Annotated in this window: 10 protein-coding genes; 5 read left to right on the top strand and 5 right to left on the bottom strand. The window is 62.4% G+C overall.

The window, feature by feature from the left end; genetic code table 11:
- Positions 1–287 precede the first annotated feature (287 nt).
- Positions 288–641, top strand: coding sequence for a hydroxyisourate hydrolase (gene uraH / locus FH041_RS02310; protein WP_027916001.1), 354 nt, complete (start codon positions 288–290; stop codon positions 639–641).
- Positions 642–1,040: 399 nt separating this feature from the next.
- Here the strand turns inward: uraH and FH041_RS02315 are convergent, their stop codons facing one another.
- Entirely contained in the window at positions 1,041–2,390 is a 1,350-nt protein-coding gene (locus FH041_RS02315) for an NCS2 family permease (RefSeq protein WP_049695645.1), read from the bottom strand.
- 299 nt (positions 2,391–2,689) lie between these two features.
- Here FH041_RS02315 and FH041_RS02320 point away from each other — a divergent pair, with 299 nt between their 5' ends.
- Positions 2,690–3,445, top strand: a complete 756-nt coding sequence (locus FH041_RS02320; RefSeq protein WP_027916003.1) for a GntR family transcriptional regulator — start codon at positions 2,690–2,692, stop codon at positions 3,443–3,445.
- 32 nt (positions 3,446–3,477) lie between these two features.
- Here FH041_RS02320 and guaD read toward each other — a convergent pair whose 3' ends face one another.
- The 4 genes from guaD to xdhA form a co-directional block, all read right to left on the bottom strand.
- The gene (guaD, locus tag FH041_RS02325; RefSeq protein ID WP_027916004.1) at positions 3,478–4,788 is read right to left on the bottom strand and encodes a guanine deaminase; all 1,311 of its coding nucleotides are present in this window, start codon (positions 4,786–4,788) and stop codon (positions 3,478–3,480) included.
- A gap of 10 nt (positions 4,789–4,798) precedes the next feature.
- Complete coding sequence (xdhC, locus tag FH041_RS02330; protein ID WP_049695646.1) at positions 4,799–5,644, bottom strand: xanthine dehydrogenase accessory protein XdhC; 846 nt, start codon at positions 5,642–5,644, stop codon at positions 4,799–4,801.
- Positions 5,645–5,724: 80 nt separating this feature from the next.
- Positions 5,725–8,121: a xanthine dehydrogenase molybdopterin binding subunit gene (gene xdhB, locus FH041_RS02335; RefSeq protein WP_027916006.1), complete on the bottom strand. Its 2,397-nt coding sequence runs from the start codon at positions 8,119–8,121 to the stop codon at positions 5,725–5,727.
- Positions 8,114–9,568, bottom strand: coding sequence for a xanthine dehydrogenase small subunit (gene xdhA / locus FH041_RS02340; RefSeq protein WP_088523291.1), 1,455 nt, complete (start codon positions 9,566–9,568; stop codon positions 8,114–8,116). Before xdhA ends, xdhB begins: the two co-directional genes overlap by 8 nt.
- Before the next feature lie 268 nt (positions 9,569–9,836).
- Here xdhA and FH041_RS02345 point away from each other — a divergent pair, with 268 nt between their 5' ends.
- From FH041_RS02345 to zipA, 3 genes are all read left to right on the top strand, one after another.
- Positions 9,837–10,496, top strand: a complete 660-nt coding sequence (locus FH041_RS02345; protein WP_023535885.1) for a GntR family transcriptional regulator — start codon at positions 9,837–9,839, stop codon at positions 10,494–10,496.
- Between the two features lie 3 nt (positions 10,497–10,499).
- A complete protein-coding gene (gene smc, locus FH041_RS02350; protein ID WP_049695648.1) occupies positions 10,500–13,991 on the top strand; it encodes a chromosome segregation protein SMC in 3,492 nt (1,163 codons plus the stop codon).
- Positions 13,992–14,195: 204 nt separating this feature from the next.
- Positions 14,196–15,086: a cell division protein ZipA gene (zipA, locus tag FH041_RS02355; protein ID WP_027916009.1), complete on the top strand. Its 891-nt coding sequence runs from the start codon at positions 14,196–14,198 to the stop codon at positions 15,084–15,086.
- The last annotated feature ends 223 nt before the right edge of the window (positions 15,087–15,309 follow it).

Genomic DNA, 15,309 nt, shown 5'->3' on the forward strand with positions numbered 1-15,309 from the left:
TATGAATTCTTTTGTAAGTCCGAATTTCCGTATTTATGATCAGGTGTCGCGTCTGGATACCTTGCAAGAAACCTGCCCACTTGGTCAGCTAAGCAAGGCGAAGACGCAGTGTCCCGCTTAATTCAAGCTGGTGCCATGGCCCACAAGGGCATCGGCTTGGAAAGCAAAAAAATTGTGTACAATTTACGTTGCGAATGTCTTAATTGCGTTCATCCAAGGCGCACGCTGCCCCGATTCGGGTCACTGCCGTGCGTACTTGCCCCTGGCAAACACGAGGCGACAAGCAGATGGGACGTTTGACCACTCACGTACTGGACGCAGCCCATGGCTGCCCAGGCAGCGCAATCAACGTGGAGCTGTACCGTGTCGAAGGCAGCCAGCTGACGCTGGTCACCACGGCGCTCACTAACAGCGATGGCCGCGTCGATTCGCCATTGTTGCAAGGCGATGACTACCGTTCCGGTGTTTACCAGCTGCAGTTCAGTGCTGGTGACTACTACCGCGGGCGAGGCGTGGCGCTGCCTGAACAGCCGTTCCTGGATGTGGTGGTATTGCGCTTTGGCATCGATGCGCAGCAGGAGCACTACCATGTGCCGCTGCTGATCTCGCCTTACAGTTATTCGACCTATCGTGGAAGCTAGTTGGTCGCTAGAAGAATCTTCGTAGGTCCTTGCCCGCTCTCACACTGGCGGGCTTTTTTTTGCGTTGGGTACGCGTCAGATTCTCAATCTATCCAGACCTGCACCGCGCCAGTAGGCAAGCGCATCTCAAGCAGGTGCGGCCTTGCACTGCGATGAGCTCCAAATACGGTGCACGGTTGTTGCGCTCACCCCGCAGAGAGGTGGCCTTGAGGTACTGGCCGGCGGTTTACACCGATAAGGCATGCGCCCCAGTGCTGAGCGTTCGCATTGCTTATGCGCCTGGATAAACGGCAGTGTGCGAAGGTAGTACAAAGCGGTATTTCTCGTACCAGGGTCATGAGTTACATTCCGCCTCTGCGGACTTAGGCGCTCAGGCGCCTTTGTCCGCAGAGGATCGGGTCAAAGAAATATGAACTTGGCAATGAAGATCGCGCACAGTACCCACAAGCTGGCGGAAATCTCCTTGTACTTACCCGTACCGGCCTTCAATGCCACGTAGCTGATGAAACCCAGCGCAATGCCATCGGCCACCGAGAACGTCAGTGGCATCATGATCACGGTGACGATCGCCGGAATGCTGTCGGTCGCCTCGTCCCAATTGATGTGCGCCATGCTGCCCATCATCAGCATCGCGACATAGATCAAGGCACCTGCGGTAGCATAGGCCGGGATCATGCCGGCCAGCGGTGCGAAGAACATGGCGGCGATGAACAGCACGCCCACTACCACCGCCGTCAGGCCGGTGCGACCCCCGGCGGCCACCCCCGCTGCGCTTTCCACATAGCTGGTGACCGGCGGCACGCCGACCACCGCGCCAAACACGCTCGACGCACTGTCGGCCTTGAGGGCCCTGGACAGGTTCTCGATACGGCCGTCGGGGGCCACCAGGTTCGCCCGCTGTGCCACGCCCATCAGCGTGCCGGCGGTGTCGAACATGTGCACGAACAGAAACGCCAGGACCACGCTGATCATGCTCACGTTGAACACGCCCGCCACGTCCATGGCCATCCAGGTCGGTGCCAGGCTGGGCGGCATCGACACCACGCCACCGAACTTCACCAGCCCCAGGCCCCAGCCCGCCAGCGTCACGCCGATGATGCTGATCAGGATCGCCCCGAATACCCGCTTGTAGCTGAGGATGGCGATCAGCAGGAAGCACACCGCCGCCAACAGCGGGCCTGGTTCATGCAGCGAACCGAGCTTGATCAGGGTGGCGGGGCTGTCGACGATGATGCCTGCTGTCTTCAGGCCGATCAGGCCGAGGAACAGGCCCACACCGGCGCCCATGGCATGGCGCAGGCTGACGGGGATGCTGTTGAGCAGCCACTCGCGCACCTTGGACAGCGTCAGGAACATGAACAGCACGCCGGAGATGAAGACCGCGCCCAGCGCCGTTTCCCAGTTGTAGCCCATGGTGCCGACCACGGTGTAGGTGAAGAACGCATTGAGGCCCATGCCGGGGGCCAGGCCCACCGGCCAGTTGGCATACAACCCCATGAGCAGACAGCCGAGGGCGGCGGCGATGCAGGTGGCCACGAAGGCGGCGCCATGATCGATGCCGGCATCGGCCATGATGTTGGGGTTGACGAAAATGATGTAGGCCATGGTGATGAAGGTGGTCACCCCGGCGATCAGCTCGGTCTTGACGGTACTGCCGTGTTGCCTGAGTTTGAAAATGCGCTCCAGCCAACCCGTGGCGGGCGGTGAGGCGATGTCCAGCGTAGGGACTTCGGTTTTGCGGCTTTCCACAGCGAGTACTCCTCAAGTCTTTCTTGTTGTTATGGAGCCCGTGGTCCTGAGCAATGCACTTGGCGGCTCCGCGAGGGCGGCAACTGTCCAGCGGCTTGCAATGTCGCTGGATATTGTTGACCGTAAGGTCAGGAAGTTGCCTGAGCGATTATGCTTTTGTGTACAAAGAAAGCAAATACTGTTTTATGTTTTGTATGCCGGGTGTGGTGAACAATCGCTATATGCGTTAAAGCGCGCCTGCAGAAACGGCTCAGCCTGTGTACAATGACGCCATACTTTCCTTCGTGCCTCGAGAGCCCATGAACGAACAGCTGCAACCCCTGAAAAAACCCGCGCGTACCGGCAAGGCCGGCCGCAGTGGTACCCAGGACGACATTGTCTATGCGCACATCTTCGAGGCCATCCTGGAGCAACGTCTGGCGCCGGGCACCAAGCTCAGCGAAGAGGCGCTGGGCGAGATTTTCGGCGTCAGCCGCACCATCATTCGTCGGGCCCTGTCACGGCTGGCTCATGAGAGCGTGGTGCTGCTGCGGCCCAACCGAGGTGCCGTGGTCGCCAGCCCAACCGTGGAGGAGGCGCGCCAGGTGTTCTTCTCGCGGCGCATGGTCGAGCGCGCCATCACCGAGCTTGCCGTGGAGCACGCCACGGCCGAGCAGTTGGCCGAGCTTAGGCAGATGGTCCGCGAAGAGCGCGACAGCTTTTCTCGAGGGGATCGCGGTGCCGGTATCCGGTTGTCCGGCGAGTTTCACCTCAAGCTCGCCGAAGCGGCCGGTAATGCGCCGTTGGTCAGCTTCCAGCGCAGCCTGGTATCGCAGACGTCGCTGATCATCGCCCAGTACGAAAGCGGCAACCGTTCCCATTGCTCGTACGACGAACACCTGCAACTGATCGATGCTATCGAAGCGCGTGACGCCGCCCAGGCCGTCAGCCTGATGATGCATCACATGGACCACATCGACAGCAAGCTGAACCTGGATGAGGAGAGTGCCTCGGACGATCTGCACGCGGTGTTCTCCCATCTGTTGAAGAAGCCCAAGGTCGCGGTCAAGAACTGACCGCTCGCCTGGGCTCGCATCAAGCGCGAACCTTATCCTTCGCGCTGATGCACGCAACGGCCGGCCGCATAGGTTTCACGAACCGTGCGGTCGTCGCCCAGGGTGGTCAACACGAACAACGTCTCCTCGATGCTTCTGGACTGCTGCAGGCGATAGTCCAGCAAAGGCGTTGCCTTGTAGTCCAGCACCACGAAGTCCGCGTCATTGCCCGGGCGCAGGCTGCCAATCCGGTCATCCAGGCGCAGCGCACGCGCACCGCCCAGGGTCGCCAGGTAGAGCGACTTGTAGGGGTGCAGGCGTGCACCTTGCAGTTGCATCACCTTGTACGCCTCATTGAGCGTGTTGAGCAGCGAGAAGCTGGTGCCGGCGCCTACGTCGGTGCCCAGGCCGACATTGACCTTGAAACGCTCCGCCTGGGGCAGGTTAAACAGCCCGCTGCCCAGGAACAGGTTGGAGGTGGGGCAGAACGCGATCGCCGAGCCCGTTTCTGCCAAGCGCTGGCATTCTTCGTCGCACAGGTGCACGCCATGGGCGAATACCGAGCGCTCGCCCAGCAGTTCGAAGTGGTCGTACACATCCAGGTAGCCTTTCTGTTCGGGGAACAGCGACTTGACCCAGTCGATTTCCTGAAGGTTCTCCGACAGGTGCGTGTGCAGGTAGACGCCTGGGTGTTCCTTGAGCAGTTGGCCGGCCCGTGCCAACTGCTCAGGCGTGCTAGTCGGTGCGAAACGCGGGGTGACGGCATAATGCAGACGACCCTTGCCATGCCAGCGCTCGATCAGCGCCTTGCTCTGAGCGTAACCGGACTCGGCGGTGTCGGTCAGGTAATCGGGGGCATTGCGGTCCATCATCACCTTGCCGGCGATCAGGCGCAGGTCCAGGCGCTCGGCTTCCTCGAACAAGGCATTGACCGATTCGGGGTGCACACTGCCGAACACCAGTGCGGTAGTGGTGCCGTTACGCAGCAGCTCCTTGAGAAAGATGTGCGCCACCTGGTCAGCGTGGTCCTTATCGGCGAATTGCTTCTCGCAAGGGAAGGTGTAGGTGTTCAACCAGTCCAGCAACTGCTCACCGTAGGAACCGATCATGCCGGTCTGCGGGAAGTGGATGTGGGTGTCGATGAAACCTGGGGTGATCAATGCGTCCTGGTAGTGCTCTACCGGTATGTCGGCGTCCAGGGTCGGCAACAGGTCACTGGCATGGCCCACGGCCTGGATGCGTCCGCCGTCGATCACCAGCAGGCCGTCTTCGAAATACTCATGGGAAGCGTCCAGGCCGACCTCGGCCGGGTCGGCGATGCTGTGCAGGATGGCGGCTCGGTAGGCTTTGCGGGTAACGGTCATATCTCACTCGTCAAATGGCTTGGCTGCGCCGTGAAGGCGGCAGCAACTGGGCAATGGGGCCGGCGTTGGCGGCAGCATCGTGCTGGCCGAAGCGGGCGTTGTAGGTGGCGATGATTTCGCCGGCGATGGACACGGCGATTTCGATGGGCAGCTTGCCCTTGACCTCGGTCAGGCCCATCGGGCACCGCATGCGGGCCACCACGGCGGCATCGAACCCGCGCTCGCGCAGGCGATGCTCGAACTTGACCCGCTTGGTCTTCGAGCCGATCAGGCCGAACCAGGTGAAATCGTTGCGCTTGAGGATGGCAGCGGTCAGCTCCAGGTCGAGCTGATGGTTATGGGTCATGACGATGCAGTAGCAGCCCGGCGGCAGGTCTGCCACTTCGTCGACCGGCTCCTCGCTCACCACGCGCGTCACGCCAGCAGGGATCTGGACAGGAAATTCCTGCTCGCGCGAATCGATCCAGCGCACCCGGCAGGGCAGCGCGGCGAGCAAGGGTACCAGAGCCCGGCCTACATGGCCCGCGCCGAATACCGCGATCTGCGCTTGCACGGCGGCCATGGGTTCGAACAACAGCACCGTCACGCCCCCGCAGCACTGGCCGAGGCTGGCGCCCAGGCTGAAGCGTTCCAGATGGGGGGTGCCGCGTTGCTCAAGGAGCATCTGCCGGGCGATATGCAGCGCCTTGTATTCCAGATGGCCGCCGCCGATGGTGTCGTATGAACCGCACGCGCTGACCACCATCTTCGAACCGGCATTGCGCGGGGTGGAGCCGCGCTCCTCGATGATGGTCACCAGTACGCAGGCCTCACCGCGGGCTTGATGTTCGGCCAGGGCGTTGATCCATTGGTGCATATGCAAGATCCTCCTGTGGATGCCAGTTCAGGCCTTCCTGCCGACTTGCCGGCAATGGGGCCCGAACAGGCAACGCACCTTCAATTGTTCACTGCGTCCAGTTCCTGCACCGCAGGTTGCACGGCAGCCGCCTTGCGCATTTGCTCGCAGCCCCACAACACCCGTTCTGGCGTGGCAGGTGCGTCTATGTTCGGCTGCACGCGGTAGTCGGCCAGGCTGGCCACCGCATCCTTGATCGCGCACCAGGCGGCAATTCCGAGCATGAACGGCGGCTCGCCCACAGCCTTGGAATGGAACACCGTGTCCTCTGGGTTCTTGCGGTTCTCCACCAGCTTGACCCGCATGTCCAGCGGCATGTCGGCCACCGCTGGGATCTTGTAGCTGGCCGGCCCATTGGTCACGAGTTTGCCCTTGGCGTTCCACACCAGCTCCTCGGTGGTGAGCCAGCCCATGCCCTGGATGAATCCGCCCTCGACTTGCCCGATGTCGATGGCCGGGTTCAGCGAGTCGCCCACATCGTGCAGGATGTCGGCACGCAACATCTTGTACTCGCCGGTCAGGGTGTCGACGATCACTTCCACGCAGGCCGCGCCGAAGGCGTAGTAGTAGAAGGGGCGGCCCCGTGCCTGGCTGCGGTCATAGAAGATCTTTGGTGTGCGGTAGAACCCGGTGCTCGACAGCGACACCTGACCGAAATAAGCCTGCTGCACCAACTGCTCGAAACTGACGATCTGGTCGCGCACACGCACGTGGCCATTACGGAACTCGACGTCTTCCTCGGTGACCTGGTAATGCCTGGCGGCAAACTCGGTCAAACGCTTCTTGAGAATCTCGGCGGCATGCTGGGCGGCCTTGCCGTTCAAGTCGGCCCCACTGGAAGCAGCGGTGGGGGAGGTGTTGGGCACCTTGTCGGTGTTGGTGGCGGTGATCTGGATCCGGTCGATATCCACCTGGAAGACCTGGGCCACCACCTGCGCCACCTTGATGTTCAGGCCCTGGCCCATCTCAGTGCCGCCGTGGTTCAGGTGAATACTGCCATCGGTGTAGATGTGGATCAGCGCCCCTGCCTGGTTGAGGAAGGTGGCGGTGAAGGAGATGCCGAACTTGACCGGGGTCAGCGCCAAGCCTTTTTTCAGGATCGGGCTGCCGGCATTGAAGCGACCGATGGCCGCTCGCCGTTCGGCGTAATCACTGCTGGCTTCAAGCTCGGCGGTCATTTCCTCGAGCATGTTGTGCTCGACGGTCTGGTAATAATGGGTAACGTTGCGCTCGTCCTTGCCGTAATAGTTGGCCTTGCGCACAGCCAGCGGGTCGCGGCCAAGGTATCGGGCGATATGGTCCATCACCTGCTCGATGGCGACCATGCCCTGCGGCCCGCCAAAGCCTCGGTAGGCCGTGTTCGACGCGGTGTTGGTCTTGCAGCGATGCCCGTGGACGGTGGCATCGCCCAGGTAGTAGGCGTTGTCGGAATGGAACATGGCGCGGTCGACGATCGAGCCGGACAGGTCTGGGGAATAGCCACAGTTGCCGGCCAGGTCCAGGTTGATGCCGTGCAGGCGACCCTGGTCGTCGAAGCCCACGTCGTACTCGACGTAGAAGGGGTGTCGCTTGCCGGTCATGGTCATGTCCTCGACCCGCGGCAAGCGCATCTTCGTCGGTTGCCCGGTCAGGCGGGCGATGACGGCGCACAGGCAGGCCGGGCTCGCGGCCTGGGTTTCCTTGCCGCCAAAGCCGCCGCCCATGCGGCGCATGTCCAGCACCACTTTGTTCATGGGCACATCAAGCACTTCGGCCACCAGTTTCTGCACCTCGGTGGGGTTCTGGGTGGAGCAGTAGACGATCATGCCGCCGTCCTCGGTGGGCATCACCGAGGAAATCTGTGTCTCAAGGTAGAAGTGTTCCTGGCCACCGATGTGCAGGGTGCCTTGCAGGCGATGCGGCGCGCTGGCCAGGGCCGCGGCGCTGTCACCGCGCTGGTGGGTGTGGCTGTCGAGCACGAAGTGCCGCTTGCGCAGCGCCTCGACCACATCGAGCACCGGTTCGAGGTCCTCGTATTCGATGATGGCTGCCATGGCGGCGCGGCGTGCGGTGTCCAGGTCACGTGCGGCCACGGCCAGGACCGGCTGGCCAAAGAACTCGACCTTGTCGATGGCCAGCAAGGGGTCGCCTGCCACCACCGGTCCAATGTCCTTGAGCCCGGGAATGTCCTCATGGGTAATCGCGATGCGTACCCCTTCGAAGGCATAGCAGGGCGTGGTGTCGATGCGCAGGATGCGCGCGTGGGCACGGTCTGCGGTGCGTGCGTAGACGTGCAACTGGTTGGGGAATTCCAGTCGGTCATCGATGTACAGCGCTTCGCCGGACACGTGCTTGTCGGCGCTGTCGTGCTTGACGCTGCGCCCGACCCCGGTGGTCAGGTCCTGACGGAACAGGTCGGCCATTTCGGCCTGGCTTTTTGCCACATGATGATTAGACATAAGCGGTCACCCGGGTTTCGATGTGCGGCGTTTGCTGTTCGATGAAGTACTTGCGCAGCAGGTTCTGCGCGGTCAGCAGGCGGTACTGCTGGCTGGCGCGGAAGTCGCTGAGCGGGGTGAAGTCTTCGGCCAATGCCTGGCAGGCGCGCTCCACGCTGGCCTTGTTCCAGGGCTGGCCCAGTAACGCCGCCTCGCAGGCACGGGCGCGCTTGGGGATGGCGGCCATGCCGCCAAAGGCGATGCGTGCCCCGTTGACCACACCGTGCTCGATGCTCAGATTGAAGGCTGCGCACACCGCCGAAATATCATCGTCCAGGCGCTTGGAAACCTTGTAGGCGCGGAACGTCCAGTCGTGCCGGGCGAGGGGTATCAGGATCTTCTCGATGAACTCGCTGTCTTGCCGGGCGGTGATGCGGTAGTCGATGAAATAGGCTTCCAGCGGCATCGTGCGCTGGCGCTCGCCCTGGCGCAGGACCACCTGGGCATCCAGTGCGATCAACAAGGGCGGTGAGTCGCCGATGGGCGAAGCGTTGCCGATGTTGCCGCCCAGGGTGCCCTGGTTGCGGATTTGCAACGAAGCGAAGCGATGCAGCAGCGCGCCGAAGTCCGGGTACTGCGCATTCAACGCCTGGTAGCAGTCGGTCAGTGGGGTGGCAGCACCGATTTCTAGGTGGGTGGCGGTCTGCTCGATCCGCTTGAGCTCGGCCACATGCCCCACGTAGATCATCACCGGCAGGGTCTTGTGCATTTGCGTGACTTCCAGCGCCAGGTCGGTACCACCAGCCAGCAGCCTGGCTTCGGGGTGCGAGCTGTACAGCTCGGCCAGGTCGGCGACGGTCAGCGGGACCAGGCAACGTTTGTCGCCACTGTTCAGCTCGCCGGTCTGCGACGGTGCAATGGCCTTGAGGCGGGCGATGGTCTGCGCTTGCTGGGCATCGAACTGATCGTGGCAGGGCTGCCGGCAGCTCTGCCGGGCCGCGTCCAGGATGGGCCGGTACCCCGTGCAGCGGCACAGGTTGCCCGCCAGTGCTTCCTGGGCCTGATGCTCGTCGGCACCCTGACTGTTCTTTTGCAGGGCGAACAACGACATGACGAAACCTGGCGTGCAGAAACCGCATTGCGATCCATGGCAGTCCGCCATGGCTTGTTGCACGCTGTGCAGCTGGCCTTGGTGCTTGAGGCCTTCGACGCTGATCAGTTGCTTGCCGTGCAGGCTGGACACGAACGTCAGGCAGGAATTGAGGCTGCGATAGCGCAAGGCATCGTTGCCGGCGTCGTCCTGAGTCAGTTCACCGATCACCACGGTGCAGGCGCCACAGTCACCGCTGGCGCAGCCCTCTTTGGTGCCGGGTTTGCCCAACTGTTCGCGCAGGTACTGCAGCACGGTCATGTTCGGGTCCAGGGCGTGCTCGCTGCGCAGCTCCTGGTTGACGAGAAACTGGATCACGGGGATGGCCTCGCAATGGTTTTATTGTTGTTGGGCCGACTCTAAGCAACACCTGTCACGCGGGTCAATGTTTTTCTGACTCAAAGGTCAGGAAATTGCTCGGCGGCCGGCCCACCCTGGTTGATGGTGCTTACACCAAGCATAGATCGCGCCGACCCGGCAGCTGTCCGGGCGGTCAAATAAACCGCGACACACCGCTGCGCTTCCCAGGGGCAAGTAGGCTACAATCCGCCCCCTTGTGCCCCGTTCAGTGATTTGAAGGAAAACCATGACGTTCAAGGCCCCGGACAGCCTCGCCGAGCAGATCGCCGATTACCTGGCCGAGCGCATCATCCGCGGCGAACTGGCGCCTGCAGAGCGTATCCAGGAACAGAAGGTGACCCAGGCGCTCAACGTCAGTCGGGGTTCGGTGCGTGAAGCGCTGCTGATCCTCGAGCGCCGCCACCTGGTGGCGATATTGCCGCGCCGTGGCGCCCACGTCACCGAGCTGGACGAGCGCAGTGTGCGCAGCCTGTGCACGCTCATGAGCGAGTTCTACATCCTGCTGGGCAACGCGGTTGCACAACGCTGGCGCAACGAAGACGAACTGCGCCCGTTTCTGGACATTCAGCAGCGTCTTCAGGTGGCTCACGCCGCGCGTGACATCGAGGCGTTCGTGGCCGAGAGCTTCGAGGTAATGCGTGCCGCCTATCCCTTCGCCGACAATCCGTTCCTCCAGGAAACCGTCGAGAACCTGCAACCCGCCATGAGCCGCGCCTACTACCTGTCCCTGGACCAGCGTCAAGCGAACATGGTCGATTACCTGGGCCTGTTCAGTCACTTGCTCGAGGCGGTGGTGCTGCGCGACTTGCCGCGCATTCGTGAAGTACTCACCGCCTATGGCCAGCGCAGTTGCGAACTGGTACTGGCGGCGCTGGCCCGGCCCTGATCGATGCGCCTCAAATGCATCCGCCTGGCGGGGTTCAAGTCATTCGTCGACCCCACCACCGTCAACTTCCCGAGCAACATGGCGGCGGTCGTGGGCCCCAATGGCTGTGGCAAGTCCAACATCATCGACGCCGTGCGCTGGGTGATGGGCGAAAGTTCGGCAAAGAACCTGCGCGGCGAGTCGATGACCGACGTCATCTTCAACGGCTCCAGCGGCCGCAAGCCAGTCAGCCAGGCCAGCATCGAACTGGTGTTCGACAACAGCGAAACCACGCTCGTGGGCGAGTATGCCGCCTACGCCGAGATCTCGATTCGGCGCAAGGTGACCCGCGACAGCCAGAACAGCTACTACCTCAACGGCACCAAGTGCAGGCGCCGGGACATCACCGATATTTTCCTGGGCACCGGCCTTGGGCCACGCAGCTACTCGATCATCGAACAGGGCATGATCTCCAAGCTGATCGAAGCCAAGCCCGAGGAACTGCGTAATTTCATCGAGGAAGCGGCCGGTATCTCCAAATACAAGGAGCGTCGCCGCGAAACCGAAAACCGCATCCGCCGCACCCAGGAGAACCTGGCGCGCCTGACCGACCTTCGCGAGGAGCTGGAACGCCAGCTCGAACGCCTGCACCGCCAGGCCCAGGCGGCCGAGAAGTACCGTGAATACAAGGCGCAGGAACGCCAGCTCAAGGCACGCCTGGCGGCGCTGCGCTGGCGCGAGCTGGATGAACGGGTTCGTCAGCGCCAGTCGGTGATCGGTAACCAGGATGTGTCCTTCGAGGCACTGGTGGCCGAGCAGCGCAATGCCGATGCCAGTATCGAGCGGCTGCGTGACGGTCATCATGAGCTGTCCGAGCGCTTCAACCAGGTGCAGGCCCGGTTCTACTCGGTGGCCGGCGACATCGCCCGGGTCGAGCAGAGCATTCAGCACGGCCAACAACGCCTGCGCCAGTTGCAGGACGATTTCAAGGAAGCCGAGCGCACGCGCCAGGAAACCGAATCGCACCTGGGGCATGACCGTACGCTGCTGGCAACCCTGGGCGAAGAACTGGCCATGCTTGAGCCCGAGCAGGCGCTGACCCTGGAGGCTGCCGAAGAAAGCGCTGCCGTGCTGGAAGAGGCCGAGTCAGGCATGCACGGGTGGCAGGAGCAATGGGACACCTTCAACAGTCGCTCGGCTGAACCGCGTCGCCAGGCCGAGGTGCAGCAGGCGCGCTTGCAGCAGTTGGAAAGCGGCCTGGAGCGACTGGCCGAGCGTCAGCGCAAACTCACCGACGAGCAGGCGCAGTTGGGCGAAGACCCGCAAGACGCAGCCATGCTGGAGCAGGTTGAACAGTTGGCCAGCAGCGAGTTGTCGCTCGAAGCACTGCAACAGGAGGAAGAGGAGGTTATCGAGCGCCTGGAAACGGTGCGCCAGGCGCTGCAGGAGGCTGGGCTGGCTCAGCAGCAGGCCCAGGGCGATATGCAACGCCTGGGCGGGCGCCTGGCATCGCTGGAAGCCCTGCAACAGGCAGCCCTGGACCCAGGTGCTGGTGTGGGCGAGTGGTTGCAGGGGCAGGGGTTGGCAGACTGCCCCCGCCTGGCACAAGCGCTGCGCGTGGAGCCCGGGTGGGAGCTTGCGGTGGAAACCGTGCTGGGCGCCGATTTGCAAGCGGTGCTGGTGGACGACTTTGCACCGTTGGATCTGGCAGGCTTGCAGCAGGGCGATGTAAGCCTGCTGCTCGCGGCTTGCGCCAGCCAGGCAGCGACTTCCGGCAGCCTGCTAGACAGGGTGCAGGGTCCTGTTGACCTGGCGCCATGGCTGGGCCAGGTCAGGCCCGTGGAGGACCTGGCCGAGGCCCTGGCCTTGCGTGCCGGGTTGGGCGAAGGGCAGAGCCTGGTCAGCCGCGATGGCTACTGGGTCTCTCGAAACAGCCTGCGTGTGCGCCGCGGGGGTAGCGGTGAGAGCGGCGTGCTGGCGCGCGGTCAGGAAATCGAACGGCTCGAGCACAGTCAGCGCGAGCAGCACATCGCCTTGCAGCAGCTTGAACAGCAGTTGCAGACTTTGCGTGAACAGCAGCAGCACCTGGAAGCGCAGCGCGAGCAGGTACGCCGTCGCGCCCAGGAAGAAAACCGCTTGCAGGCCGAGCTCAAGGCCAGCTTGTCAGCCAACCGTGCCCGCGCCGAACAGGTCGCGCTGCGCCGCCGCCGTCTGGAAGAGGAGCTGGCGGAGCTCGACGAGCAGCGCGCCCTTGAGCATGAGCAGCTGGGCGAAGCCCGCTTGCTGTTGCAGGATGCCCTCGAACTTATGGCCCAGGACACCGACCAGCGCGAAGTGCTGCTGGCCCAGCGCGACCGGCTGCGTGAGGGCCTGGACCGTATTCGCCAGGAAGCCAGGCAGCACAAGGATCATGCCCACCAACTGGCGGTGCGCCTGGGGTCGTTGCGCGCCCAGCATGACTCCACGCGTCAGGCTCTGGAACGCCTGGAACTGCAGGCGGCCCGTCTGAGCGAGCGACAGGAGCAGTTGAGCCTGAACCTGGAGGAGGGGGAGGCGCCGTTGGAGGAACTGCGGCTCAAGCTCGAAGAGCTGCTGGAACGGCGCATGGGTGTCGACGAAGAAATGCGCCAGGCACGCTTGCAGATGGACGAGGCCGACCGCGAACTGCGCGATGCCGAAAAGCGCCGCACCCAGGCCGAGCAGCAGGCCCAGTTGCTGCGCGGTCAACTTGAACAACTGCGTCTGGAATGTCAGGGCCTGGAAGTGCGGCGTACCACGTTGCAGGAGCAGTTGCTTGCCGACGGTTACGACTTGCAGGGTGTTCTCGCCACGGTCGAGCCCGACGTTACCGAGGCCGGCACCGAGCAGGCGTTGGAGCAACTGGAGGCCCGTATCCAGCGGCTGGGCGCGATCAACCTGGCCGCCATCGAGGAATACGAACAGCAGTCCGAGCGCAAGCGCTACCTCGATGCCCAGGATGCTGACCTGGTCGAAGCGTTGGACACACTCGAAAATGTCATTCGCAAGATCGACAAGGAAACCCGCCACCGCTTCAAAGATACCTTTGATCAGATAAATGCCGGGTTGCAGGCACTTTTCCCAAAAGTTTTCGGCGGTGGCAGCGCTTATCTGGAACTGACGGGCGAAGATCTACTCGATACAGGGGTGACGATCATGGCGCGACCACCGGGCAAGAAGAACAGCACCATTCATCTGCTGTCCGGTGGCGAAAAAGCACTGACCGCCTTGGCGCTGGTGTTTGCCATCTTCAAGTTGAACCCCGCACCGTTCTGCATGCTCGATGAAGTCGACGCACCGCTGGACGATGCCAACGTCGGGCGGTATGCCCGGCTGGTGAAGGAAATGAGTGAGAGCGTGCAGTTCATCTACATCACGCACAACAAGATCGCCATGGAAATGGCCGACCAGTTGATGGGTGTCACGATGCACGAGCCAGGCTGTTCGCGCCTGGTGGCCGTGGACGTGGAGGCGGCAATGGCGATGGTCGATGCGTGAAACCTGTAGTCAAACGGCACAATCTTCATTGAAATGCCCCTGTCATGTGAGACAGACGGTGTAAAGTTGTCTTTGGTCGTGCTAGCTTTATGTCACTCGTTTTCTGCGTGGGTAAAACGCCTGTCAGAACATAGGCTTGGCGCCACGTGTTAAAGGCCTTTGAAGCCTTTGTTTTCAGCATATTTATTAGAGGCACGGGATTACATGGAAATCGGTCTGCGCGAGTGGCTGATCCTTATCGGCATCATTGTCATTGCCGGCATTCTTTTCGACGGCTGGCGCCGTATGCGCGGCGGCAAGGGCAAGTTGAAATTCCGTCTGGACCGCAGTTATGCCAATGCGGCGGACGATGAAGGCGGTGGCGCCGAAGTACTTGGCCCACCCCGCGTGCTCGACACCCACAGGGAGCCTGAGCTGGACGAAAGTGATCTGCCGTCGCTCAGTGCCTCGGATCGCGACCGTGAGCGTGAGCCCAAGCCCGCCAAGGTCAGCAAGTGGCCAAAACGCCCGACGGCTGCAGAAGCGCCACGCGTTGACGCAGGCTTCAGCGCGCCTTCCCGCGAAGCGGATATCGTGATCGACGAGGAAGACGACTTCGCCGCGGACAATGGCCGTAGCCCATCCCCAGCAACGGCCAACAACAGCGTCAAGGAGCTGCCACCGGCCGAGGAAGTGCTGGTGATCAGCGTCATTTCCCGGGACGAGGGCGGGTTCAAAGGCCCGGCGTTGCTGCAGAACATTCTGGAGAGCGGCCTGCGGTTCGGCGAGATGGACATCTTCCACCGTCACGAGAGCATGGCCGGTCACGGCGAAGTGCTGTTCTCCATGGCCAATGCCGTCAAGCCGGGCATCTTCGACCTGGATGACATCGACCATTTCAGCACGCGTGCGGTGAGCTTCTTCCTCGGCCTGCCAGGCCCACGCCATCCGAAGCAGGCCTTCGACGTGATGGTGGCGGCCGCTCGCAAGCTGGCCCATGAGCTCAACGGTGAACTCAAGGATGATCAGCGCAGCGTGTTGACGGCGCAGACCATCGAGCACTACCGCCAGCGCATCGTGGAATTCGAGCGCCGCGCCCTGACCCAGAAGCGCTGATAAATCCAGACGAAGAGCAGCCTCGGGGCGTGCTGGTCGGCCCAGGCCTCTTGCTCATCGAATCGGCTTTCGGCAAGCGAGCCCGCTTCACAGGTTCACCACAGTCTTTCGAGTCTGTGTCGAACCTGTGAAGCGGGCTCGCTGCCTAAGGCAGAAGGCGATGACCAGACTTGGCCCTCCAGACGCTGCCAGGCTGCTCTTTCGTTTTGCAAGAGAAGCTGAA

Origin of the sequence: Pseudomonas sp. SWI7, assembly GCF_006351945.1 — a bacterium.
Classification (GTDB): domain Bacteria; phylum Pseudomonadota; class Gammaproteobacteria; order Pseudomonadales; family Pseudomonadaceae; genus Aquipseudomonas; species Aquipseudomonas fulva.

Bases quoted from the DNA above. Each gene is read 5' to 3' on its own strand.
- uraH (WP_027916001.1), top strand. From the start codon at position 288: ATGGGACGTTTGACCACTCACGTACTGGACGCAGCCCATGGCTGCCCA.
- FH041_RS02320 (WP_027916003.1), top strand. From the start codon at position 2,690: ATGAACGAACAGCTGCAACCCCTGAAAAAACCCGCGCGTACCGGCAAG.
- guaD (WP_027916004.1), bottom strand. From the start codon at position 4,788: ATGACCGTTACCCGCAAAGCCTACCGAGCCGCCATCCTGCACAGCATC.
- xdhC (WP_049695646.1), bottom strand. From the start codon at position 5,644: ATGCACCAATGGATCAACGCCCTGGCCGAACATCAAGCCCGCGGTGAG.
- xdhB (WP_027916006.1), bottom strand. From the start codon at position 8,121: ATGTCTAATCATCATGTGGCAAAAAGCCAGGCCGAAATGGCCGACCTG.
- FH041_RS02345 (WP_023535885.1), top strand. From the start codon at position 9,837: ATGACGTTCAAGGCCCCGGACAGCCTCGCCGAGCAGATCGCCGATTAC.
- smc (WP_049695648.1), top strand. From the start codon at position 10,500: ATGCGCCTCAAATGCATCCGCCTGGCGGGGTTCAAGTCATTCGTCGAC.
- zipA (WP_027916009.1), top strand. From the start codon at position 14,196: ATGGAAATCGGTCTGCGCGAGTGGCTGATCCTTATCGGCATCATTGTC.